The organism is Micromonospora sp. NPDC003776 (genome assembly GCF_053605645.1).
The window spans coordinates 1-16,520 of the sequence record NZ_JBSGJR010000087.1; the positions used below are offsets into that span (position 1 = coordinate 1).

15 protein-coding genes and 2 pseudogenes are annotated in these 16,520 nt (G+C 72.4%); 5 read left to right on the top strand and 12 right to left on the bottom strand.

Annotation, left to right across the window (positions count from 1 at the left end):
- Positions 1-33 precede the first annotated feature (33 nt).
- Genes ACWEVO_RS10625 through ACWEVO_RS10665 form a run of 9 tightly spaced genes read right to left on the bottom strand, consistent with a single transcriptional unit; the run spans position 34 to position 10,344 of the window.
- Positions 34-1,377 (bottom strand): lipopolysaccharide biosynthesis protein, encoded by a 1,344-nt coding sequence (locus tag ACWEVO_RS10625; protein ID WP_452307301.1) that lies wholly within the window; start codon positions 1,375-1,377, stop codon positions 34-36.
- Positions 1,374-2,189, bottom strand: coding sequence for a polysaccharide deacetylase family protein (locus tag ACWEVO_RS10630; RefSeq protein ID WP_452307302.1), 816 nt, complete (start codon positions 2,187-2,189; stop codon positions 1,374-1,376). Before ACWEVO_RS10630 ends, ACWEVO_RS10625 begins: the two co-directional genes overlap by 4 nt.
- On the bottom strand, positions 2,186-4,549 hold the full coding sequence (locus ACWEVO_RS10635; protein ID WP_452307303.1) for a glycosyltransferase: 2,364 nt from the start codon (positions 4,547-4,549) through the stop codon (positions 2,186-2,188). Before ACWEVO_RS10635 ends, ACWEVO_RS10630 begins: the two co-directional genes overlap by 4 nt.
- Entirely contained in the window at positions 4,494-5,537 is a 1,044-nt protein-coding gene (locus ACWEVO_RS10640; RefSeq protein ID WP_452307304.1) for a phosphotransferase family protein, read from the bottom strand. The genes ACWEVO_RS10635 and ACWEVO_RS10640 overlap by 56 nt, the downstream gene beginning before the upstream one ends.
- Complete coding sequence (locus ACWEVO_RS10645; RefSeq protein WP_452307305.1) at positions 5,534-6,850, bottom strand: hypothetical protein; 1,317 nt, start codon at positions 6,848-6,850, stop codon at positions 5,534-5,536. Before ACWEVO_RS10645 ends, ACWEVO_RS10640 begins: the two co-directional genes overlap by 4 nt.
- Positions 6,847-6,990, bottom strand: a complete 144-nt coding sequence (locus ACWEVO_RS10650; protein ID WP_452307306.1) for a hypothetical protein — start codon at positions 6,988-6,990, stop codon at positions 6,847-6,849. The genes ACWEVO_RS10645 and ACWEVO_RS10650 overlap by 4 nt, the downstream gene beginning before the upstream one ends.
- On the bottom strand, positions 6,987-8,102 hold the full coding sequence (locus ACWEVO_RS10655; protein WP_452307307.1) for a GNAT family N-acetyltransferase: 1,116 nt from the start codon (positions 8,100-8,102) through the stop codon (positions 6,987-6,989). The genes ACWEVO_RS10650 and ACWEVO_RS10655 overlap by 4 nt, the downstream gene beginning before the upstream one ends.
- Positions 8,099-9,418, bottom strand: a complete 1,320-nt coding sequence (locus ACWEVO_RS10660) for a hypothetical protein (RefSeq protein ID WP_452307308.1) — start codon at positions 9,416-9,418, stop codon at positions 8,099-8,101. The genes ACWEVO_RS10655 and ACWEVO_RS10660 overlap by 4 nt, the downstream gene beginning before the upstream one ends.
- Complete coding sequence (locus ACWEVO_RS10665; protein ID WP_452307309.1) at positions 9,415-10,344, bottom strand: glycosyltransferase family 2 protein; 930 nt, start codon at positions 10,342-10,344, stop codon at positions 9,415-9,417. The genes ACWEVO_RS10660 and ACWEVO_RS10665 overlap by 4 nt, the downstream gene beginning before the upstream one ends.
- 867 nt (positions 10,345-11,211) lie before the next feature.
- Between ACWEVO_RS10665 and ACWEVO_RS10670 the strand changes: the two genes are divergently transcribed.
- On the top strand, positions 11,212-12,045 hold the full coding sequence (locus ACWEVO_RS10670) for a polysaccharide deacetylase family protein (RefSeq protein ID WP_452307310.1): 834 nt from the start codon (positions 11,212-11,214) through the stop codon (positions 12,043-12,045).
- 28 nt (positions 12,046-12,073) lie between these two features.
- Here the strand turns inward: ACWEVO_RS10670 and ACWEVO_RS10675 are convergent, their stop codons facing one another.
- Complete coding sequence (locus ACWEVO_RS10675) at positions 12,074-12,862, bottom strand: SDR family oxidoreductase (RefSeq protein WP_452307311.1); 789 nt, start codon at positions 12,860-12,862, stop codon at positions 12,074-12,076.
- Between the two features lie 145 nt (positions 12,863-13,007).
- Between ACWEVO_RS10675 and ACWEVO_RS10680 the strand changes: the two are divergent.
- A pseudogene (locus ACWEVO_RS10680) lies at positions 13,008-13,124 on the top strand (sigma factor); the annotation flags it as partial.
- A 57-nt stretch (positions 13,125-13,181) separates the two neighbouring features.
- Here the strand turns inward: ACWEVO_RS10680 and ACWEVO_RS10685 are convergent.
- Together ACWEVO_RS10685 and ACWEVO_RS10690 are read right to left on the bottom strand one after the other, a co-directional pair.
- Positions 13,182-13,724 (bottom strand): annotated as a pseudogene (locus tag ACWEVO_RS10685) (DUF6766 family protein); the annotation flags it as partial.
- A 117-nt stretch (positions 13,725-13,841) separates the two neighbouring features.
- The gene (locus ACWEVO_RS10690) at positions 13,842-14,324 is read right to left on the bottom strand and encodes a DUF4383 domain-containing protein (RefSeq protein WP_452307312.1); all 483 of its coding nucleotides are present in this window, start codon (positions 14,322-14,324) and stop codon (positions 13,842-13,844) included.
- 200 nt (positions 14,325-14,524) lie between these two features.
- On the opposite strand from ACWEVO_RS10690, the gene ACWEVO_RS10695 reads away from it, so the two are divergent.
- From ACWEVO_RS10695 to ACWEVO_RS10705, 3 genes are read left to right on the top strand one after another with little or no spacing between them, the layout of a single operon-like run.
- Positions 14,525-15,319, top strand: a complete 795-nt coding sequence (locus ACWEVO_RS10695; protein WP_452307313.1) for a hypothetical protein — start codon at positions 14,525-14,527, stop codon at positions 15,317-15,319.
- Between the two features lie 31 nt (positions 15,320-15,350).
- Entirely contained in the window at positions 15,351-15,815 is a 465-nt protein-coding gene (locus tag ACWEVO_RS10700; RefSeq protein ID WP_452307314.1) for a phage holin family protein, read from the top strand.
- Positions 15,812-16,462: a DUF3618 domain-containing protein gene (locus ACWEVO_RS10705; RefSeq protein ID WP_452307315.1), complete on the top strand. Its 651-nt coding sequence runs from the start codon at positions 15,812-15,814 to the stop codon at positions 16,460-16,462. Before ACWEVO_RS10700 ends, ACWEVO_RS10705 begins: the two co-directional genes overlap by 4 nt.
- Positions 16,463-16,520: the final 58 nt, after the last annotated feature.

A 16,520-nucleotide genomic window follows, 5' to 3' on the forward strand; every position in this document is an offset into this window, starting at 1 on the left:
CGGCGGGCGCGGCCAGCAGGGCCGCGCCGCCGCTCACGGCGCCCCCCTCAGCAGCCGCGTCAGCGACGGCAGGACGACGCCCATCACCACGAGCTGTCCGGCGAGGTACGCGACGCCGACCCCGACGACCCCGATCTGGGGCATCGCGACCAGCGCCAGCGACACGACCAGGGTGCTGGTGGTGGCGTGCACGGCGATGATGCGTCCCACCCGGCGTTGCACCCGGGAGGCCGCGACGAAGACGGTCACCACCAACTTGGGCAGCACCGCGAGCGCGAAGAGCCGCAGGGTGTCCGCACCGGTCGAGGCGTAGTCGCTGCCGAACAGGGTCAGCAGCAGTGGCGCCGAAAGGCAGAGCAGGACGACCGCCGGGGCGAAGAGGAACAGGCCCCGTCGCAGCACCTGCCGCCCGTACACCGCGAGGCGCGATTCGTCGGCGGCGGCCTCCACGGTCAGCGAGGTGCCGAAGTGGTACGCCACCAGCTCCAGCGAGCCGCCGAGCAGCCAGGCCACGTAGAAGACGCCGTTGGCCTCCGCGCCCAGCCGGGCGGTCACGATCAACGGCAGAGCGTTCGTGCCGGCCTGCATGAACAGGTATCCGACGTAGTCCAGCGCGACGAACCGGGCGAGCACCCGACGGCCCGGCAACGCCGCTTCGGCGCCGCGTTCCCGCTGCCGGGGCAGCAGCCGGCGGAAGACGAGCACGTTGACGGGGATGAGCGCCGCGACGACCGCCAGGTTCCACGAGATGAAGATGCCCAGGCTCGGTACGGCGCCGGCGAGCAGCACCAACAGCGCGATCTTGGCGAGCCCGAACGCGGTGTTCTCGACCGGGACCCAGACGACTCCGCGCAGGGCGGTCAGCACGCTGTCCTGCAGGGTGAAGACGCACCAGCCGGCGACGGAGAGGGCGAACGCCACCGCGAGCAGGGGAGTGCCGTCCAGGAAGTCGAGCCGCCCGGCGATCCGGGGGGCGAGCAGCAGGAAACCGGTGCTCAGGGCGAGGGCCGCAAGGCAGGTGACCAGGTAGGCGTAGCCGACCAGCCGGCTGCCGTGCCCCGCCGCGGCGGGCAGGAAGCGGGCGAGGGCCCCGTTCAGGTTGAGCTGGGCCAGGTTGCTCAGGAACGTCATCGTGGACACCATCGCCGCCCCGAGGCCGAGTTCGGCCGGCGAGTAGAGGCGGGCGGCGAGAGCCCAGTACCCGATGCCGAGCAGCGAGCTCACCGCCGTGTTGAGCATCAGGGCATAGACGTTGCCGTTCAACGGGTCGCGCAGGTGCCGGCGCAGCCGTACGCCGATCGGCGGGGCGACGGTGCCGACGGGAGCGGCCGCGGGGCCGACCGGCGCGCCCGCGGTCCCGGCACGCTGGGCGCTCACGAGGTCGGCTGGCTCAGCCGGGGACGCGCGGTGTGCACGAGCTGCCGGGCCCGTCGGTACGCCCGCCAGCCCCGGGTGCGCAACCGCTCGCCGCGCCAGGCCAGTGGCCAGCCGGTGCCGTCGAGCAGGGTCGCGACGCCGGCGACGCCGGTGTCCCGCTCGATCAGCACCCGGGCGATGGTGAAGACATCATCGTCGGGATGGCTCAGCGCGTTCTTCACCCCGCAGGCCGAGGAGTAGCCGGCGGCGCGCACCGCGGTCCGCACGGCGTTGCTGTGATAGCCGTACGGATATGCGAACGACCGGACCGACGTCCCCATCCCGTCCTCCAGCATCTGTCGGCTCGCCGCGACCTCCTGGTGCAGTTCGGCCGGACGGAGACAGTCGAGCGCGCGGTGGGTCCGGCTGTGCGACCCGATCTCCACCCCGTGCGTGCGCAGTTCCCGCAGCCCGTCCCAGTCGAGTGACGGATCCTCGTCCGGCGACGGCGTCGCACCCACCCGTGCCACGATGACGTACGCGGTCGCCGTGAGCCCGTGCCGACGCAGCAGCGGCAGCGCGGTGTCGACGAGGTCGGGGAAGCCGTCGTCGAAGGTGATCAGCACTGGTCGCGGCGGCAGCGGAGCCAGGCCGCGCAGCACTGCCGCGTAGCCGCTCACCGTCATCGCCGTGCACCCCCGCTGCCGGATCAGCGCCATCTGCTCGTCGAAGTCGCCCGGCGACACCGACCAGCGCAGTGTGTTGTCGCGGCGTACGTCCCCGATGCTGTGGTAACACAGCACGGGGACGGCCGTCTTCGGTGAACTGTTCACCGGCGGCTCCTTCGGGATCGGGCCGCCGCGGCGGCGTAGTGGAGCGGCCCGAGCGCCAGTCCGCAGAGCTCGAGGACGGTCAGCGAGGCGGGATAGCCCTGCTGTTTCCGGCTGTTCTTCGCCGACCCGGGCCGCAGGGCGTAGGCGATGCCGCGGGGCAGCCGGCCCAGCAGTTCCCGTCGGGCGGTGGGATCGCTCGCCAGGCATTTCGTCAGGACGGCGCCGAGGCCGACCCCGTACCGGTACATGGTCCGTCGCAGCGCCCGCAGCTCGCGCCGGTGCGTGTGCCAGGCGATGGCCCCTGGCTCGTAGGCCAGCGCGTGTCCGGCGAGCACGGTACGCAGCAGCACGTCGATGTCCTCCCCGGTGCGCAGCCGCGGGTCGAAGCCGCCGAGCCGGCGCAGCGCGTCGGTGCGGAACGCCATGTTGGCGCCGGAGCCGTACGAGCCGGGCAGGTACGGGTGGAGGGACGTCGCCGGCAGGTCGACGCCACGCCTGCCCCCGGCCTCGAGCGTGGCGACCCCGGCCCGGTCGAACCGCCGCCGCTGGCAGCCCTTGCCGTAACCGCCGTACTGCTCCAACCAGATCTGCGCCGGCGTCTCGAGTTCCCGGGCGAGGACCTGACCGGTCACCCCGACCACGTCATCGTCGCCGAAGCCGTCGACGAGGCTGCGCAGCCACGCCGGGTCGAGGATGACGTCGTCGTCGGCGAACGCCACGATCGTGCCCCGCGCCTCGGCCAGCCCTCGGTTGCGGGCGTGCGCGACGCCGGGTCGCGGTTCGCTGGTGTAGCGGAGCCGGGGGTCGGCGGCGGCGCGACCCGCGACGATCCGCGCGGTGTGGGTGAGCTGCGGCGCGTTGTCCACGACGACGATCTCGAAGTGCGGGTAGTCGAGGGCGGCGAGCGAGTCGAGGGCCTGCTCGAAGAGCGGCGTGCGGCCACAGGTGGGCACGACCACGGTGGCGAACGGGGCGGGTGCCGCCGGTCGGCGGGACGGACCCGATGCGGCCGAGGCCGTCTCCTTCGGGAGCGGTCGAGGGGCGAGTTGGTCGAGCGGGGGCGGCTCGTCGAGTGCCAGGTCCGCGTCGACCACCGTGGCGAGGCGGTCCCGGATCGCGGCGGTGAGTGCCGGCGCGGTCAGCCCGCCGGCCGGCAGCGCCACGTCGACCAGCCCGAGCGGCTGCCCGTGCAGCCGGACCAGGACCTGTGCCGCCCCGTACCGGATGTCGTCCGGCCCGCCCGTGTCGGGCACGGCGGGCACCCCCTCGGAGAGTTCGACGACGACCACCCGCACCGGCGCCGGACCCGCCTGGCGGGGACCTGGCTTGCCGACCGCCTGCGAGGCGCGCAGCGCCTGGGCCGAGACGTAGCCGGCGGCGGTCACCAGCAGCCCGGCGACGATCGCGGCGGACCGCAGCAGCCCCGCCCGATCGCCGGCCCGGACCTGGCGCAGGCCGCGGCGCACCCCGGCGGGCAGGGTGTGCCGGGTGTACGTGCGCTCCGTGGCGAGCCCGGCCTCGCTGCCGACCAGCCGGGCGACCACCGCCTTGGACCGTCCCTCGGAGAAGCAGCGCTGACGGAAGTAGCGCCACGTCGCGCGGTCCACCGTCACGCGGTGCCGGACCCGGGCGGCGGGCTCGTAGAGCACCACGCCGTCCGGTTCCAGCTGTCGTACCCGGATGCACAGCTCGGTCTCCTCGCAACCGACCGGGGTCCGGCCGACGCGGCCGAGCGCCGGGTCGAAGCCGTGGGTACGGTCCAGGATCGACCGCCGGAAGGACATGTTGCAGCCGATGACGTTCCGGACGGGTGCGACCTCCGTGGGCTGGCCGGTGAAGCTGCACCCGACCACCCAGTCGAACTCGGGTGGCAGCCAGCGCGGCCGCTGCTCCTCCCAGGCCGGTACGGCGTGGCCGCCGACCGCGAGCACCCGCTCGTCCCGGTAGTGCGGCAGCAGCCGGGCCAGCCAGTCCGGCTGTGCCTCGGCGTCGTCGTCGAGGAAGGCGACGATCTCGCCGGTCGCCCGGGCCAGTCCGGTGTTGCGGGCCGCCGAGAGGCCGCGCGGGCCGGTGCTGGGGACGACGGTCACCTCGGGGAACGTGGCGCGCACCCGCTCCAGCAGCGCCGGGTTGTGGTCGACGACCACCACGATCTGTGTCGCCGGTACGTCCTGGGTCAGCACGGAGCGGACCGCCAGGACGATCTGGGCCCAGCGCCGCTCGGTGTACACGCAGACGACCACGGTCACGGTCGGCGCCGAATCGGTCCTGGCCGCCGCCGCCGAGCCGAGAACGATGATCGGCTCAGACGTGGCCGAGGACGAGTTCGACGTTGCCGCGGATCCAGCGTGGATCGTCATGGTCACCTTCCGAGTCGATGAAGAGCAGGATGTGGCGCAACCAGTAGAGGAGCAGGGCCGCCCGGGGCGGAATCTCGTCCAGCCAGTCGGCCGCCTCGCCGGCGGGGACGCCGAGCGTCCGGTCGATGCCGTGCCGCAGCGCCTGCAGGACGATCTCGCCGAGTTCATCTCCCCGGGCCAGCCGGCGGGCGAGGACGTGCAGGTGCAGCAGGTCGTGCAGGGGGAGTTGGCGGGGCGCCGCGCGGTCCCAGTCGACGATCCCGGTGACCTGGCCGTCCGCAGCGGTGGCCAGCAGGTTGCCGGGCCAGAAGTCGCCGTGGATCCAGCTGGTGTGCACGGTGCGGCCGACGAGGGCGACGACGAGTTCCTCCCGGAGTCGGCGGACCGTGTCGACGTACCGGCCCCGTCGCGGGTGACTGGTGGCGAACTCCTCGAGCCGGCGGAGGGGGACGTCCACCCACTCCGCCACCGCCGCCCGGTCGAGCGGGGTCCGTTCCCGGGTGCGCCGGTGGAGGTCGCGGATGACCCGGCCGGCGGAGGCGAGCAGTGCGGTCCTCCGGGTACGCCGCAGCATCATTCCGCTGGCCGGGACGCCGCGCAGCGCGCTCTCGACGCAGTAGTAGCGCCCCTCGACCTCGCCCTGAGCAGCGCAGAACGGCAGGAGCGGGCGCAGGCCGGGCAGGCGGGGGTTCGCCCACAGCTGGTCGAGCACCGCGGCCTGGCGCCGCAGCCCGTCGGCGGCCCGGTCGGTCCAGGGCACCTTGACCATGTACCGGCCGTCGGCTCCGCTGCCCCGGACCGTGGCCACGGCGACGGAGGTCCTGGTGAAGGCGACGCTCTCGGTCCGCCACCGGGCCTCGTCGGTGGCGGTCGCCTGGGCGACGAGGCCCGGGGCGACGGTGGCGGTCCAGCTCCGTTCGGGCCGGTGCAGCCAGAAGGCGAGCCGGTCCCGCAGGACCGGCTGTGCCCACTCCAGCGCGGCCCTCACCGGGCGGTCCGATCGACGTAGTGGCGCCAGATCCGGTCGAGCGCGTCGGCGAGGACCAGTTCCGGCGCCCGGTCGGCGTCCAGCCGCTCCAGATGCGGGACACGCCGGCGCAGCCGCCGGTACTGCTCGCGCTCCGCTTCGAGGTGCTCGGGGTCGTACTCCCCGGAGCGGCGGTGCATGACCGGACCCGGGACGTCGAGCAGCAGCACCACGTCGGGTGCCGGGCAGAGCCGGCTCAGCAGTTGGAAGTACGGCCGTTTGAGCCAGACCAGCTGCCCGCGCGGGGCCAGCAGGGCGTCGTAGACGTAGCGGTCGAAGACCACCAGTCGCCCGAGCGCCCGGTGGCGTACCGCCGCCAGGTAGCGACGCCACACGGTGAACGGACGCAGCAGGATGCGTACCGCCTGCTCGGTGGTGCTGCGCGGGGTTTCGGTTGACGGCCAGAGCCCCATGTAGACGCGGCGTACCGGAAAGTAGAACGCCGACTCGAGGCCCTGGGCCAGGGTGGACTTTCCGGAGCCGTCCGGTCCGATCAGGGCGACGCCCGCGCCCCGGCGGCTCCACGCCTGCAACGGCCGCTCGATCGCGCGCAGGGCGGCGGAGCCGACGATACGGCGGGCCGCGCTGGCCGGACGGGCTCGCCGCAGGGCGGCGAGCAGTTGCCGGCGTACGGCCGGCAGCGCCGCCGGGCGATCGGCCCGCCAGTACGTCAGCAGGGTCCGGGCCGCCCGGTCCGGCAGCGCCCGGGGGAGTGGACCGTCGAGCGTGGCGTGATCCGCCAGCTGACGCAGACGTTGCAGGTGGTGGCCGGCGAGAGCGCCCTTGTCGAACACGCAGTGCAGCAGCAGCGCCCAGAACTCGTCCGCGGGTGCCAGGACCCACACGTCGTCCCGGCGCACCCGCCGGCCCAGGCACTGTTCAGCGGCCGGCGTGCGCACCTCGAAGTGAGGGCCGTAGGCGAGTTCCGTGACCAGGTCGAGTTCGACCCACGAACGGGTGGTGCCGTCCAGCCCGAGGAAGAAGCGGTGGCTGCCCCGCCCGTGGCCGGCCAGGCGGATCAGGCCGTGGGCCGTGACCACGGCCACGGTCCGGTCAAGGTCTGCCGGTGCCACCAGGAGGTCCAGGTCCCCGGGGGCGTTGAGCGCCTCCGGGCCGCCGCGCAGCAGGCACCAGCGCACGCCGGCGTCGTCGAGACCGGCCAGCACCGCTCGGGCGAGCCCGCGGGTGGCCGTCGCCGGTTCCGTCGACGGGGGCGACGCCAGGTTGCCCGCCACCGCCGTCGTTGTCGACGCGGTCGGGTCGGATCCGCTCATCGATCCTCCGCCCGTCGCGCGGCTGAGTTGGTCAGGCGGATCACGAGCAGGGTGAGGACGGCCAGGGTGGCGGGAAGGACCAGCCGCCGGGGGCCGGCCGGCCGCCGCCGGGGCGGCCCGGGGGATGGTGTACGGGTCACGCACTACCTCCGCCCGACCGGAGCGCCAGGAGGCGCCGGACGCCACCGCGAGCGCGCTGGACCAGCGGGGTGATCGGCACCCGCTCGATCCGGTAGCTGCAGTAGTCCTGGTTGACGGCGCCGAAGCGGCTCTTGAACAGCTCCAACGAGGAGACCCGGGCCGAGTCCCCCATGTTGTAGGCCGTGCAGCCGGCCGCGGTCGCGTCCGCGATCGCCGTCTTGTGCAGCAGGTAGTTGGCGTAGACCGGGCCGGCGAGCTTCTCCAGCATCGCGCCGCGCCAGTACATCGCGGTGTTCGTCCCGAACAGGACGACGATCGCGGCGACCGGCCGTTCCTCGTGGTACGCGGCGTATATCCGGCACCGGGAGCCGAGCATGGCCGCGACGGTCTGCAGCTTCCGGTGCGGTTCACGGCGGGCCGCCAGCCGCCGGGCGAGCGGGAGCGGAAGACGGTCCCGCCGCGCCCAGCGGTCGACGGACTCGCCGTAGAGCCGGTGGAAGACCGGGACGAGGCGGCCCGTGTCGTCGCACTCGACGTGGACACCCGCTCGTTCCGCCCGGCGGATCCGGTTGCGGGTGTCGCTGCGGAACCGCTTGCGCCAGACCTCGTCGAAGCCGCCGTCGAGAAAGACCGTCTGGGTCATCCGCTGCTCGCGCAGCACGCCCGCCGGAACCTCCGCCTCCCACGTACCGGCCGTCGCCGGGTCGGGGCGGACCAGGGTGCTCAGCACGGGCCGCTGCGCCAGGTCGGCTACCACCATGCGGACGTCCGCCGGGCGGAGTTCGCCGCCGTCGCAGACCAGCCCGCCCGGTCCCCAGCCGACGGGAAGTCCGAAGTCCGTCGCGAGGACTGGTCCGAGGCCCGAGCGACGGACGAGCGGAAGGATGAGCCGCCGCCCGTCGACGGTCTCGTAGAGCCGCGAGACGTCCTCGTAGCCTTCCACCTGGCACACGCAGCGCAGCCAGGTGGGCGTCTGGCTCGGCAGCGCGTTCGGCGCGGAGGTGAGCACCTGCTCCCACACGTCGGCCGGGGCGGGACTGGTCACCCGTAGCGGTCCCGGGTCGCCGGGTGCCGGCCGGAGGCGGCGCTCGAGGGTGGTTTCGGCGCTCATGACGCGCCCACCGGTAGGTCGGCGTGCCAGTAGCGCGAGGTGGAGTCGTTGCTGGCCAGGACGACCATGCCGGTGGCGCTCGTGACGCTCTGCTTGGTGGTCGTCGCATTGTTCATGTTGGGCGACAGGGCGTCCCTGATCACCGGGGTGCCGCGCCCGTCGGGGAAGGCGATGACGTCCATGGGCGAGCTCTTCATGAAGATCGTTCCCGGATAGCCCGTGTAGGGACATCCGCTGTCCGGCGCGGTCATGAAGACGTACAGCCGCTGATGCTCGGAGTCGATCAGCAGGACCGGCCGGGTGTGGCAGTCCTTGATCCGGGCGACCGGGTAGCTGGACCAGGCGCCGGTCGACGGGTCCCGGGTGAGGAGCATGATCAAGGGTGCCGAGGCCGTGGCGCCGGCGTCGTCGAGTCCGGTCTTGACGACCGCGAAGACCCGTCCGGAGTCGTCGGTCTGCAACGACTTGAGGTTGATGTGGTCGTCGGCGGTGTGCGGACCCTGGACCGCCGTGCGCGTGACCTCCCAGGTGGAGCGCGACCCGCCGTCGACATGCTCGGCGAAGTAGACGGCGGACGTCACCTGGTTGCTCCACATCACGCCGATCCGGGCGCCGCCGAAGCTCACCACCGACGAGATGTCGTCACTGTCCAGGCTGGTGGCACCGGTGGCCGGAAGCGCGAACGGGGTGCCCCAGACCGCGTCCCCGTCCGTCGTGTTGTTCACGTAGACCTTCGAGCCCTGCGTCCAGGTCGCCCAGAGCACGCCCGTCGTGTCCTTGTCGATGGTGAGGGTCTCGCTGGAGTAGTTGGTGATCTGCGCCGGGAAGCCGGTGTCGCGGGTGTAGGTCTTCGTCGCGGTGTCGTAGCTGAAGCGGTAGAGCCGGGCCGGGTTGCCGGAGGCCGCGCCGGCGGAGGAACTGGCCCGGACGTGCGAGGACACGTAGAGCTTGGTGCCGTCCCACAGCACGTCGGAGCGCGTCTTCGCCCGGTTGTCCACCACGATGCCGGTGTCGACCCACTGCTCGGTGGAGCGGTCGAGCCGGAAGATGTGGTGGGTCTGGCTGCTGGTGTGGAACAGCACCGCCCACCAGGCGCCGTCGTTCCACCACAGCTTGCTCTCCGGCTTCTCTCCGGTCGCCGCCGATCCGTCGCCGGAGGTGGACGGCCCGACGTAGCCGATGTCGCCGGTGGCCGCCCGGGCCGGGGTGGCGGGCCCGGCGGGCACGGGGGTCGCGCCGATTAGCACGCCCAGCAGAACGGCGAGGGCGAAGGAGCCGCCCGCCACCCGGGCACGCGGCACGGAGTGGGTGATCATCCGGGCACCTCGCTCAGCGTCGAGTTGGTCGGCTCGCCGGCCGGGGGCTGCCACCGCTGCAGCACGCGGTGGTCGATCGGGTCCACGACCGGTCGGGGGCGTCGCACGAGCCGTTCCCGGACCAGCGTCCGGAGGACCCGCTGACCGTCCCGGAAGGTGCGCAGGTTGGAGATGCCGCAGCGGCGGGGGAGCTCGTTGCTCGGCACCTCGGCGATGCGCAGGTTCGCCTTCAGCGCGTGGACCACGAGCTCGGTCTCGATCTCGAAACCGTGCGCGGTCAGGGCGAGCGCCGGCAGGCAGTCGCGGCGGAACGACACGAAGCCGTAGCACAGGTCGGTGAAGCGGACGAGGAAGAAGCTGTTCGTCAGCCGCACCAGCACGTTGTTCCCGGTACGGCGCAACGGGGTCAGGTCGGTCGAGCCACCGCCGGCCAGGAACCGGGAGCCCTTGACGAAGTCGTACCCGTTCATGAGCGGGGTGACGAAGCGGTGGATCTCGTGAGGGTCCATGCTGCCGTCGGCGTCGATCATCACGATCAGGTCGCCGGTGGCCGCGGCGAAGGCGACCCGAGCGGCGTCGCCCTTACCCCGGCAGTGCTGCGTCAGCACCACGATGTCCGGCCGGATGGCGCGGGCGACCTCGACCGTGCGGTCCGACGAGTGCCCGTCGACGAGGACCACCTCGTCGACGATCGCCGGCATGCGCTCGAGCACCCACGCGATGTTCTTCTCCTCGTTGAGCGTCGGGATGACCACGCTCACGGTCTGCCGCTCGGCACGAGCGCCGACCACCTCGGCGTCGCCCTCGGGCCGTTCCCGCATCCGCAGGATGCTCAGCGTGCGGTCACCCTGCCCGTGCGGTGGGGTGAGGGGCGGCTCGGGCAGCAGCCTGGCGACGCGTGCGTCGACGTCCCGGTCCAAGGTCACCGCGGTCCCTCCCCGAGGGAGGCCGTGAGGCCGATCCGTGGCGCGACGTCGGCCTCGCCGGGATCGCTGGCGGTGACATTCGATGTGCCTCTCATCGGCCTTTCTTCCCCCGTACTTGTGCAGTATTAACCTATTTAGTGGTTAATGTCCGAATTGTCCGGCTTCGGTCTCTTTGGACCGGCTCAAACAGGAGGCAAAGCTAACACCACGCAAAGGTGAACACGCGGGATTTATGTGATGGATGGTGCGGATTCTGGACGACCCGCCGCAATGGTGGCCTGACGGGTCGGCGCGGATGGACGGTCGGCTGACACTGCCCGCGATGGCACCGCGGTCGCCGGCTGTGCGCGGTCATCGAGGGGGTGCGGTACGGGGGCCCCGGCGCTCGGTACGCGGCGACGGCCGTGGGTGGCGGCCTGCGCTGCGCGGCAGGAAGTCGCAGCCGGAGGCGCGAGCTGTCCTGAGTGGCGTCGCTCACCTGCGATTTGGCCTTTTGCCTGGTCAGGGGCGTGCGCTCAGTTTTGGCCACCGCAATGGGCTGCAGCCTACGGGGCAGTTAACAGGAATGAATATTGCCTGGTCAGCCGCGTTTGTCTGGCATTGGCGGTGAGCCGTCATCGGCTGTGGGAGCCTGGCCTGACGCGGTTGCGCGCCGGCACCCGCCCCCTTGCGGGCTTCCCGTCAGCGCTGCGGTGGTGAATCCTGTTCGGCTCCGGCTCGGGGTCGCATCCCCAATAGAGTGATTTGCTCGTATACAGGCGCATCTGGATGCTTGGCGGCTAGCGTGGCGGCTGTCCACTCGGGAGAAGGAGCGACAGTGCCGAGCTATGACATGATCGCGACGACGGACAGCCGGCGGAGAGCCTGATGCGCCCGGTTGCCGCGCTACGCGCCACCGCCGTCGTGACCGTGGTCCTGGCGGTGCTGTTCACCGGTGCCTACCTGTTCGGCCGCCCCCTGCTGCGCCATGCGTCATCGCCCGACGGGACGCCGTCCGCCACCGCATCCCCCATCCCGGCCGGTGTCCTGGTGACCACCGGCTCGACGCACGCCGCGTTGACCTTCAACGACGGCCCCGACCCCACGTGGACCCCGCTGGTGCTGAAAACGCTGCGCAGGTACCACGTCAAGGCGACGTTCTGCCTGCTCGGCCGAAACGCGGAGGCCCATCCGGACCTGGTGCGGGCCATCGTGACCGACGGTCACACGTTGTGCAACCACACCTGGAGCGAAGAGCTCGATCTCGGCAGCCGGTCACGCCAGGAGATCGAGGACAATCTGCTCCGCACCAGCCAGGCCATCCGGGCCGCCGCACCGCAGGCCCCGATCCGGTACTTCCGACAGCCGGGCGGGAACTGGACGCCACAGCTCGTCGCCGTCGCCGAGAGCCTGGGGATGACCGGCCTGCACTGGGCGGTGGACCCTCGGGACTGGGAGGAACCGCCGGCGGCCGCCATCGTCGCCACCGTCGTACACGGCACCGCGCCGGACTCCATCGTGCTCCTGCACGACGGCGGCGGCGACCGCCAGAACACGGTCACCGCCCTCGCGACCCTGCTACCCGACCTGCTGAGCCGCATTCAGTTCGGGCCGCTACCTCTGAACCCGCCCGCGGCCGGCCAGACCCGGGCGCCGTCAACACCGCTGGGACCGGTGGGCCAACCGCCGGTGGCCGTGACCGAAGCAGGAAACGGCGACTGACAGCCACCGCCCCGCCCGCTCGGCCGGGTCACGGCCGGGCGGGTGCCGGGTGGCGGTGGGGCAGCCGCTCGGCCAGGAACGCCTCCCAGGTCCGCGTGCCGGTGGTCGCACCGTCGAGCGTGAGGTTGTCGCCGTTCCGGTACGCCCGCCCGGCCCTGCCCGGCATCCGGACCGGCAGGAACGGCCGCCGCTTGCCGACCGCCCGCAGGTAGCCGCGCATCAGCTCGTCCAGGCCTTGGACGCCCGGGCCGACCAGATCGGGCACCAGGCCGGCCGGCGCGCCGAGGGCCAGCTCGACCAGCCGGTCCGCCACCTCGCGGGCATCGACCGGCTGGAACCGCAGCCCGCCGGGCACCGGCACGATCGGCAGCTTCGCCATCTTCTCCGCCATCACCAGCACGAGGTCGTGGAACTGGGCGGCGCGTAGCGTCGTCCACGGGATGCCGGAGTCGGCGATCGCCCGTTCCGCGTCCAGCTTGGACCGCAGCCAGGCGAGCGGCACCCGGTCGGCGCCGACGACGGAGATGTAGACCAGGTGGCGTACGCCGGCCCGCTGGGCGGCGCGCACCAGGTGGCGGGTCGCCTCGTCGTCGCCCTTCTGCCCGCCGGCCAGGTGCAGCACGGTCCGCACACCGCGGAGGGCGGGCTCGATCCCCGTGCCGGTGAGCAGATCGGCGGTGACGTGCTCGACGCTGTCGGCCGGGCGGCCGCCCCGGCGGCTGAGCACCCGCACGGGGTGCCCGGCCTCGCGCAGCAGTGGGGTGACCAGCCGGCCGAGGGTGCCGGTGCCGCCGGTGACCAGGATGGGTGCGGTCATGTCGTCCTCCGTAGGGTGTCGTGGCTCCACCCGCTCGAACCCCGGCGAGCGGGACATGTGACCGAAGTGATCGGGGTCACATGTCGTCACGCGGGCGGGTCGGCCCGGGTCGGCCGGGTGGGACACCGCGACGAAGGGACGGAACATGGAGAGCTGGCTGGCCGAGCGGTTCGAGCAGCAGCGGCCGCAGCTGCGGGCCGTGGCGTACCGGATGCTCGGCTCGCACGCCGAGGCCGACGACGCGGTGCAGGAGGCGTGGCTGCCGCAGCACGATGCTCAGCAGGATCAGCACCCCGACGGCGAGGAACTCGCTCTGCCAGTTCTGCATGGACTGGAACCAGAAGTCGCTGGTGCCGAGGAACTGCACGGCGCTGATCGGTGGCGCACCGCTCTGCAGCGCCTGCTCCTGGTTGTACTCGACCACGCCGCCGAGCAGGTGGCCGAGGAACGAGCCGGCGAAGATCAGCAGCAGCGCGATCGACAGGCTGTTGCGGTAGATGGCCAGCGGCAGCCCGCCGGCCCGGACCGGCCACGGGGAGTCCGGGGTGGCCCGGCGCGCGTCGTCGTCGGGGCGGTCGGTCTGCCCCTCGGGCTTCGACTCGGCCGACCCCTTCTGCACCAGGTACGCGGTGAGCAGCACGTACCCGCCCATCTGGAGGAACTCCGACTCCCAGTTCTCGAAGACGGCCTCGGCGAAGTGTCCGCTGCCGAGGTACGCCCACCAGCTCAGCGGGGCCGCCCCGTACTGGGTCAGCTCCTCGTTGTGTACCTGCCAGCCGAACACGCTCTGCAACACCAGGAAGATCAGGAACGCACCGAGCATCGCGACCGTGAGCGCGTTCTCCCGCAACCACCGCGGCATCGCCGGACCTCCTCGTCAGGATTACTCCCCGTGGTGCTCCTCCGTGCCCCGGACGACGATCACGCAAACCCGTCCGGTGGCGTGTCGCGCCGTTGCCACTCGGCCGGGTGACGCAGGTCAGGGTCGGTCGAGTGGGCTGTCCAACCGGCCGCCGGTGCCCACCGCGTTGTTGAACAGCAGGCCCACGGCGAGCATGCCGAAGCCGAGGAAGAGGTGCAGCCAGTTGTCCGCGTCGTTGACCGGCACGAAGTTCGCCGCGGTCTCCCGGTTGATGGCGAAGCCGTACAGCCAGAGCCCGAGGTAGACGGCGCCGCCACCGGCCAGGAAGAGCCGGGCCCCGGAGACCGTGCGGGCCAGCACCAACCCGACCAGGCCGAAGAGCAGGTGCAGCAGGTTGTGCAGCACGGAGACCTGGAACAGGCCGATCAGCTTCGCCTCGGAGTGGTGGCCGGCGAACGCCAGGTCCCCGTAGTGGGTGGTGAACCCGGGGACGAACCCGAGCACGCCGATCAGCACGAAGACGGCGGCCACCGCGAGGGCCACCTTCTGGAGCGCCGGGCGGGACCGGGCCTGAGCACGTCCGGGCACGTGACGTGCCATCGCTGTCACCTCCCTGGAGCAACCGCCGCCCGGGTCGGGCAGACCCTCCATTGTGTGATCAGAACCGGTGGCTTCCGCAGAGAAATGACGAATCAGGCATGGACGCGACGACGGGGGGTAGGTCAGTTGTCACGCCGAAAGTAATTCGGCGCGACCCCCCGAGCACAACCGCTACGAACCATCCGAGCGGAAGGGACACCATGACTTACGATCCGTCTTCCACGACTACCACGTACGAGTCGACGAACGGCGGCGGGGTTCGCGACCAGGCCCGCCAGGTCGGCTCGGATGCCGCCAACGCCGGCGGCGCGGTCGCCCAGACCGCCAAGGAGCAGGGCAAGGAGGTCGTCGGCGAGGCGAAGCGGCAGGCCCGCAACCTCTACGGCGAGGCCCGTGACCAGGTGGCCAGCCAGACCGGCCAGCAGCAGCAGCGGGCCGCGAGCGGGATCCGCTCGCTGGCCGACGAGATGCGCTCGATGGCGCAGCAGGGTGGCGGCGCCGGCCCGGTCACCGAGCTCGCCCACCAGGCCGCCGACCGGATGCACGGCGTGGCCGGCTGGCTGGAGCAGCGCGAGCCGGGCGACCTCCTCAACGAGGTGAAGAACTACGCCCGTCGCAACCCGGGCACCTTCCTCGTCGGCGCCGCGCTGCTCGGCGTGGTCGCCGGCCGGCTGACGAAGAACATCGCGGCCGTCGGCGACGGCCTGACCGGCGGCCAGCGGGCGTACGGCGGTTACGACCCGGACCGCACCGCGGTCATCCCGACCTCGCGCACGATGCCCGACCAGATCCCGCCGGGCGGCTACCTCGACCCGACCCCGGGCACCTACGCGGAGCCCGACCCGGGCTACTCGGCCTCGGGCGCGAGCTACCCGGCCGGTGGCGCGCCGAACACCTGGGCCGATCCGGAGGGTGGCACCGGTCAGCCGCTGCCGCCGCCGAGCCGGACCGACCCGCTGCCGGGCGTCCCGTCGAGCGGCGTGAACCGTCCGTGAACCGCCGAACCGGCAGAAGGGAGGCGACGGCATGACCGCGCCGACGCAGGGGCCCGGCCTGGACTCCGGTTACCAGCCGGCCGGCGCCCCGCCCACCGCGGACGAGGTCCGGGGAAGTTCCATCGGTGAGCTGATGCGCCAGGTCACCACCGACCTGTCCACGCTGATGCGGCAGGAGGTGGAGCTGGCCAAGGCGGAGATCCGCCAGGAGGGGAAGAAGGCGGGCAAGGCCGCCGGCCTCTACGGGGGCGCCGGCTTCGGCGGCTACATGGTGGCCCTGTTCCTCTCCATCGCGCTCTGGGCCGGGCTGTCCAACGTGATGGACGCCGGCTGGGCGGCGCTGATCGTGGCCGTCATCTGGGCCGTGATCGCCGGGGTCCTCTACTCGATGGGCAAGAAGAACGCCGAGCGGATCCGCGGCCTGAAGCAGACCAACGACAGCGTGCAGCGCATCCCCGACGCGCTCAAGCCGCACCCGGAGGGAGTCACCCGATGAGCACCGACCCCGACCAGATCCGCCGGGACATCGAGGCCACTCGCAGCAACCTGAGCTCGGACGTGGACGCCCTGGCGTACAAGGTCAGCCCGAGCCGGATCGTCGACGACCGCAAGCAGCGCGTCCGTGGCGCGCTCTCCAACGTGAAGGACAAGGTGATGGGTACCGCATCCGACCTGGGCCACACCACCGGCCACCACGCCCACGCGGTGGGCGACCACGCCTCGTCGGCGGCCTCGACCGTCGGCGAGCGGGCGCACGCCGCCGCGTCCACCGTCGGTGACGCCGCCCAGCGGGCGCCGCAGGTGCTGCGGGAGAAGTCCGAGGGCAACCCGATCGCCGCGGGCGTGATCGCCTTCGGCGTCGGCATGCTGGTCTCCTCGCTGATCCCGGCCACCCGCCGCGAGCAGCAGGTCGCCGCGCAGGTCAAGGAGAAGGCCGCCGAGCACGGCGGGGTGGTGAAGGAGAAGCTGAGCGAGGCCGCGAGCGAGGTCAAGGAGGAGCTGCGCGGGCCGGCCCAGCACGCCGCCGAGTCGGTGAAGTCGACCGCCCAGGACGCCGCGCAGTCGGTCAAGGAGGACACCCGCTCCGCGGCGCACGACGTCAAGGACAGCGCGCAGCAGTCGCGTGAACAGGTCCGGTACTGACCGTTCCCCCGTACGCCGCAGCTCGCGGCCACTCCCGGCCGAACGCCGGGGAGTGGCC

Excerpts from the sequence above, each read along its gene's own strand:
- ACWEVO_RS10635 (WP_452307303.1), bottom strand. The coding sequence starts at position 4,549 with ATGACGATCCACGCTGGATCCGCGGCAACGTCGAACTCGTCCTCGGCC.
- ACWEVO_RS10645 (WP_452307305.1), bottom strand. The coding sequence starts at position 6,850 with ATGAGCGGATCCGACCCGACCGCGTCGACAACGACGGCGGTGGCGGGC.
- ACWEVO_RS10655 (WP_452307307.1), bottom strand. The coding sequence starts at position 8,102 with ATGAGCGCCGAAACCACCCTCGAGCGCCGCCTCCGGCCGGCACCCGGC.
- ACWEVO_RS10660 (WP_452307308.1), bottom strand. The coding sequence starts at position 9,418 with ATGATCACCCACTCCGTGCCGCGTGCCCGGGTGGCGGGCGGCTCCTTC.
- ACWEVO_RS10670 (WP_452307310.1), top strand. The coding sequence starts at position 11,212 with ATGCGCCCGGTTGCCGCGCTACGCGCCACCGCCGTCGTGACCGTGGTC.
- ACWEVO_RS10675 (WP_452307311.1), bottom strand. The coding sequence starts at position 12,862 with ATGACCGCACCCATCCTGGTCACCGGCGGCACCGGCACCCTCGGCCGG.
- ACWEVO_RS10690 (WP_452307312.1), bottom strand. The coding sequence starts at position 14,324 with ATGGCACGTCACGTGCCCGGACGTGCTCAGGCCCGGTCCCGCCCGGCG.
- ACWEVO_RS10695 (WP_452307313.1), top strand. The coding sequence starts at position 14,525 with ATGACTTACGATCCGTCTTCCACGACTACCACGTACGAGTCGACGAAC.
- ACWEVO_RS10700 (WP_452307314.1), top strand. The coding sequence starts at position 15,351 with ATGACCGCGCCGACGCAGGGGCCCGGCCTGGACTCCGGTTACCAGCCG.
- ACWEVO_RS10705 (WP_452307315.1), top strand. The coding sequence starts at position 15,812 with ATGAGCACCGACCCCGACCAGATCCGCCGGGACATCGAGGCCACTCGC.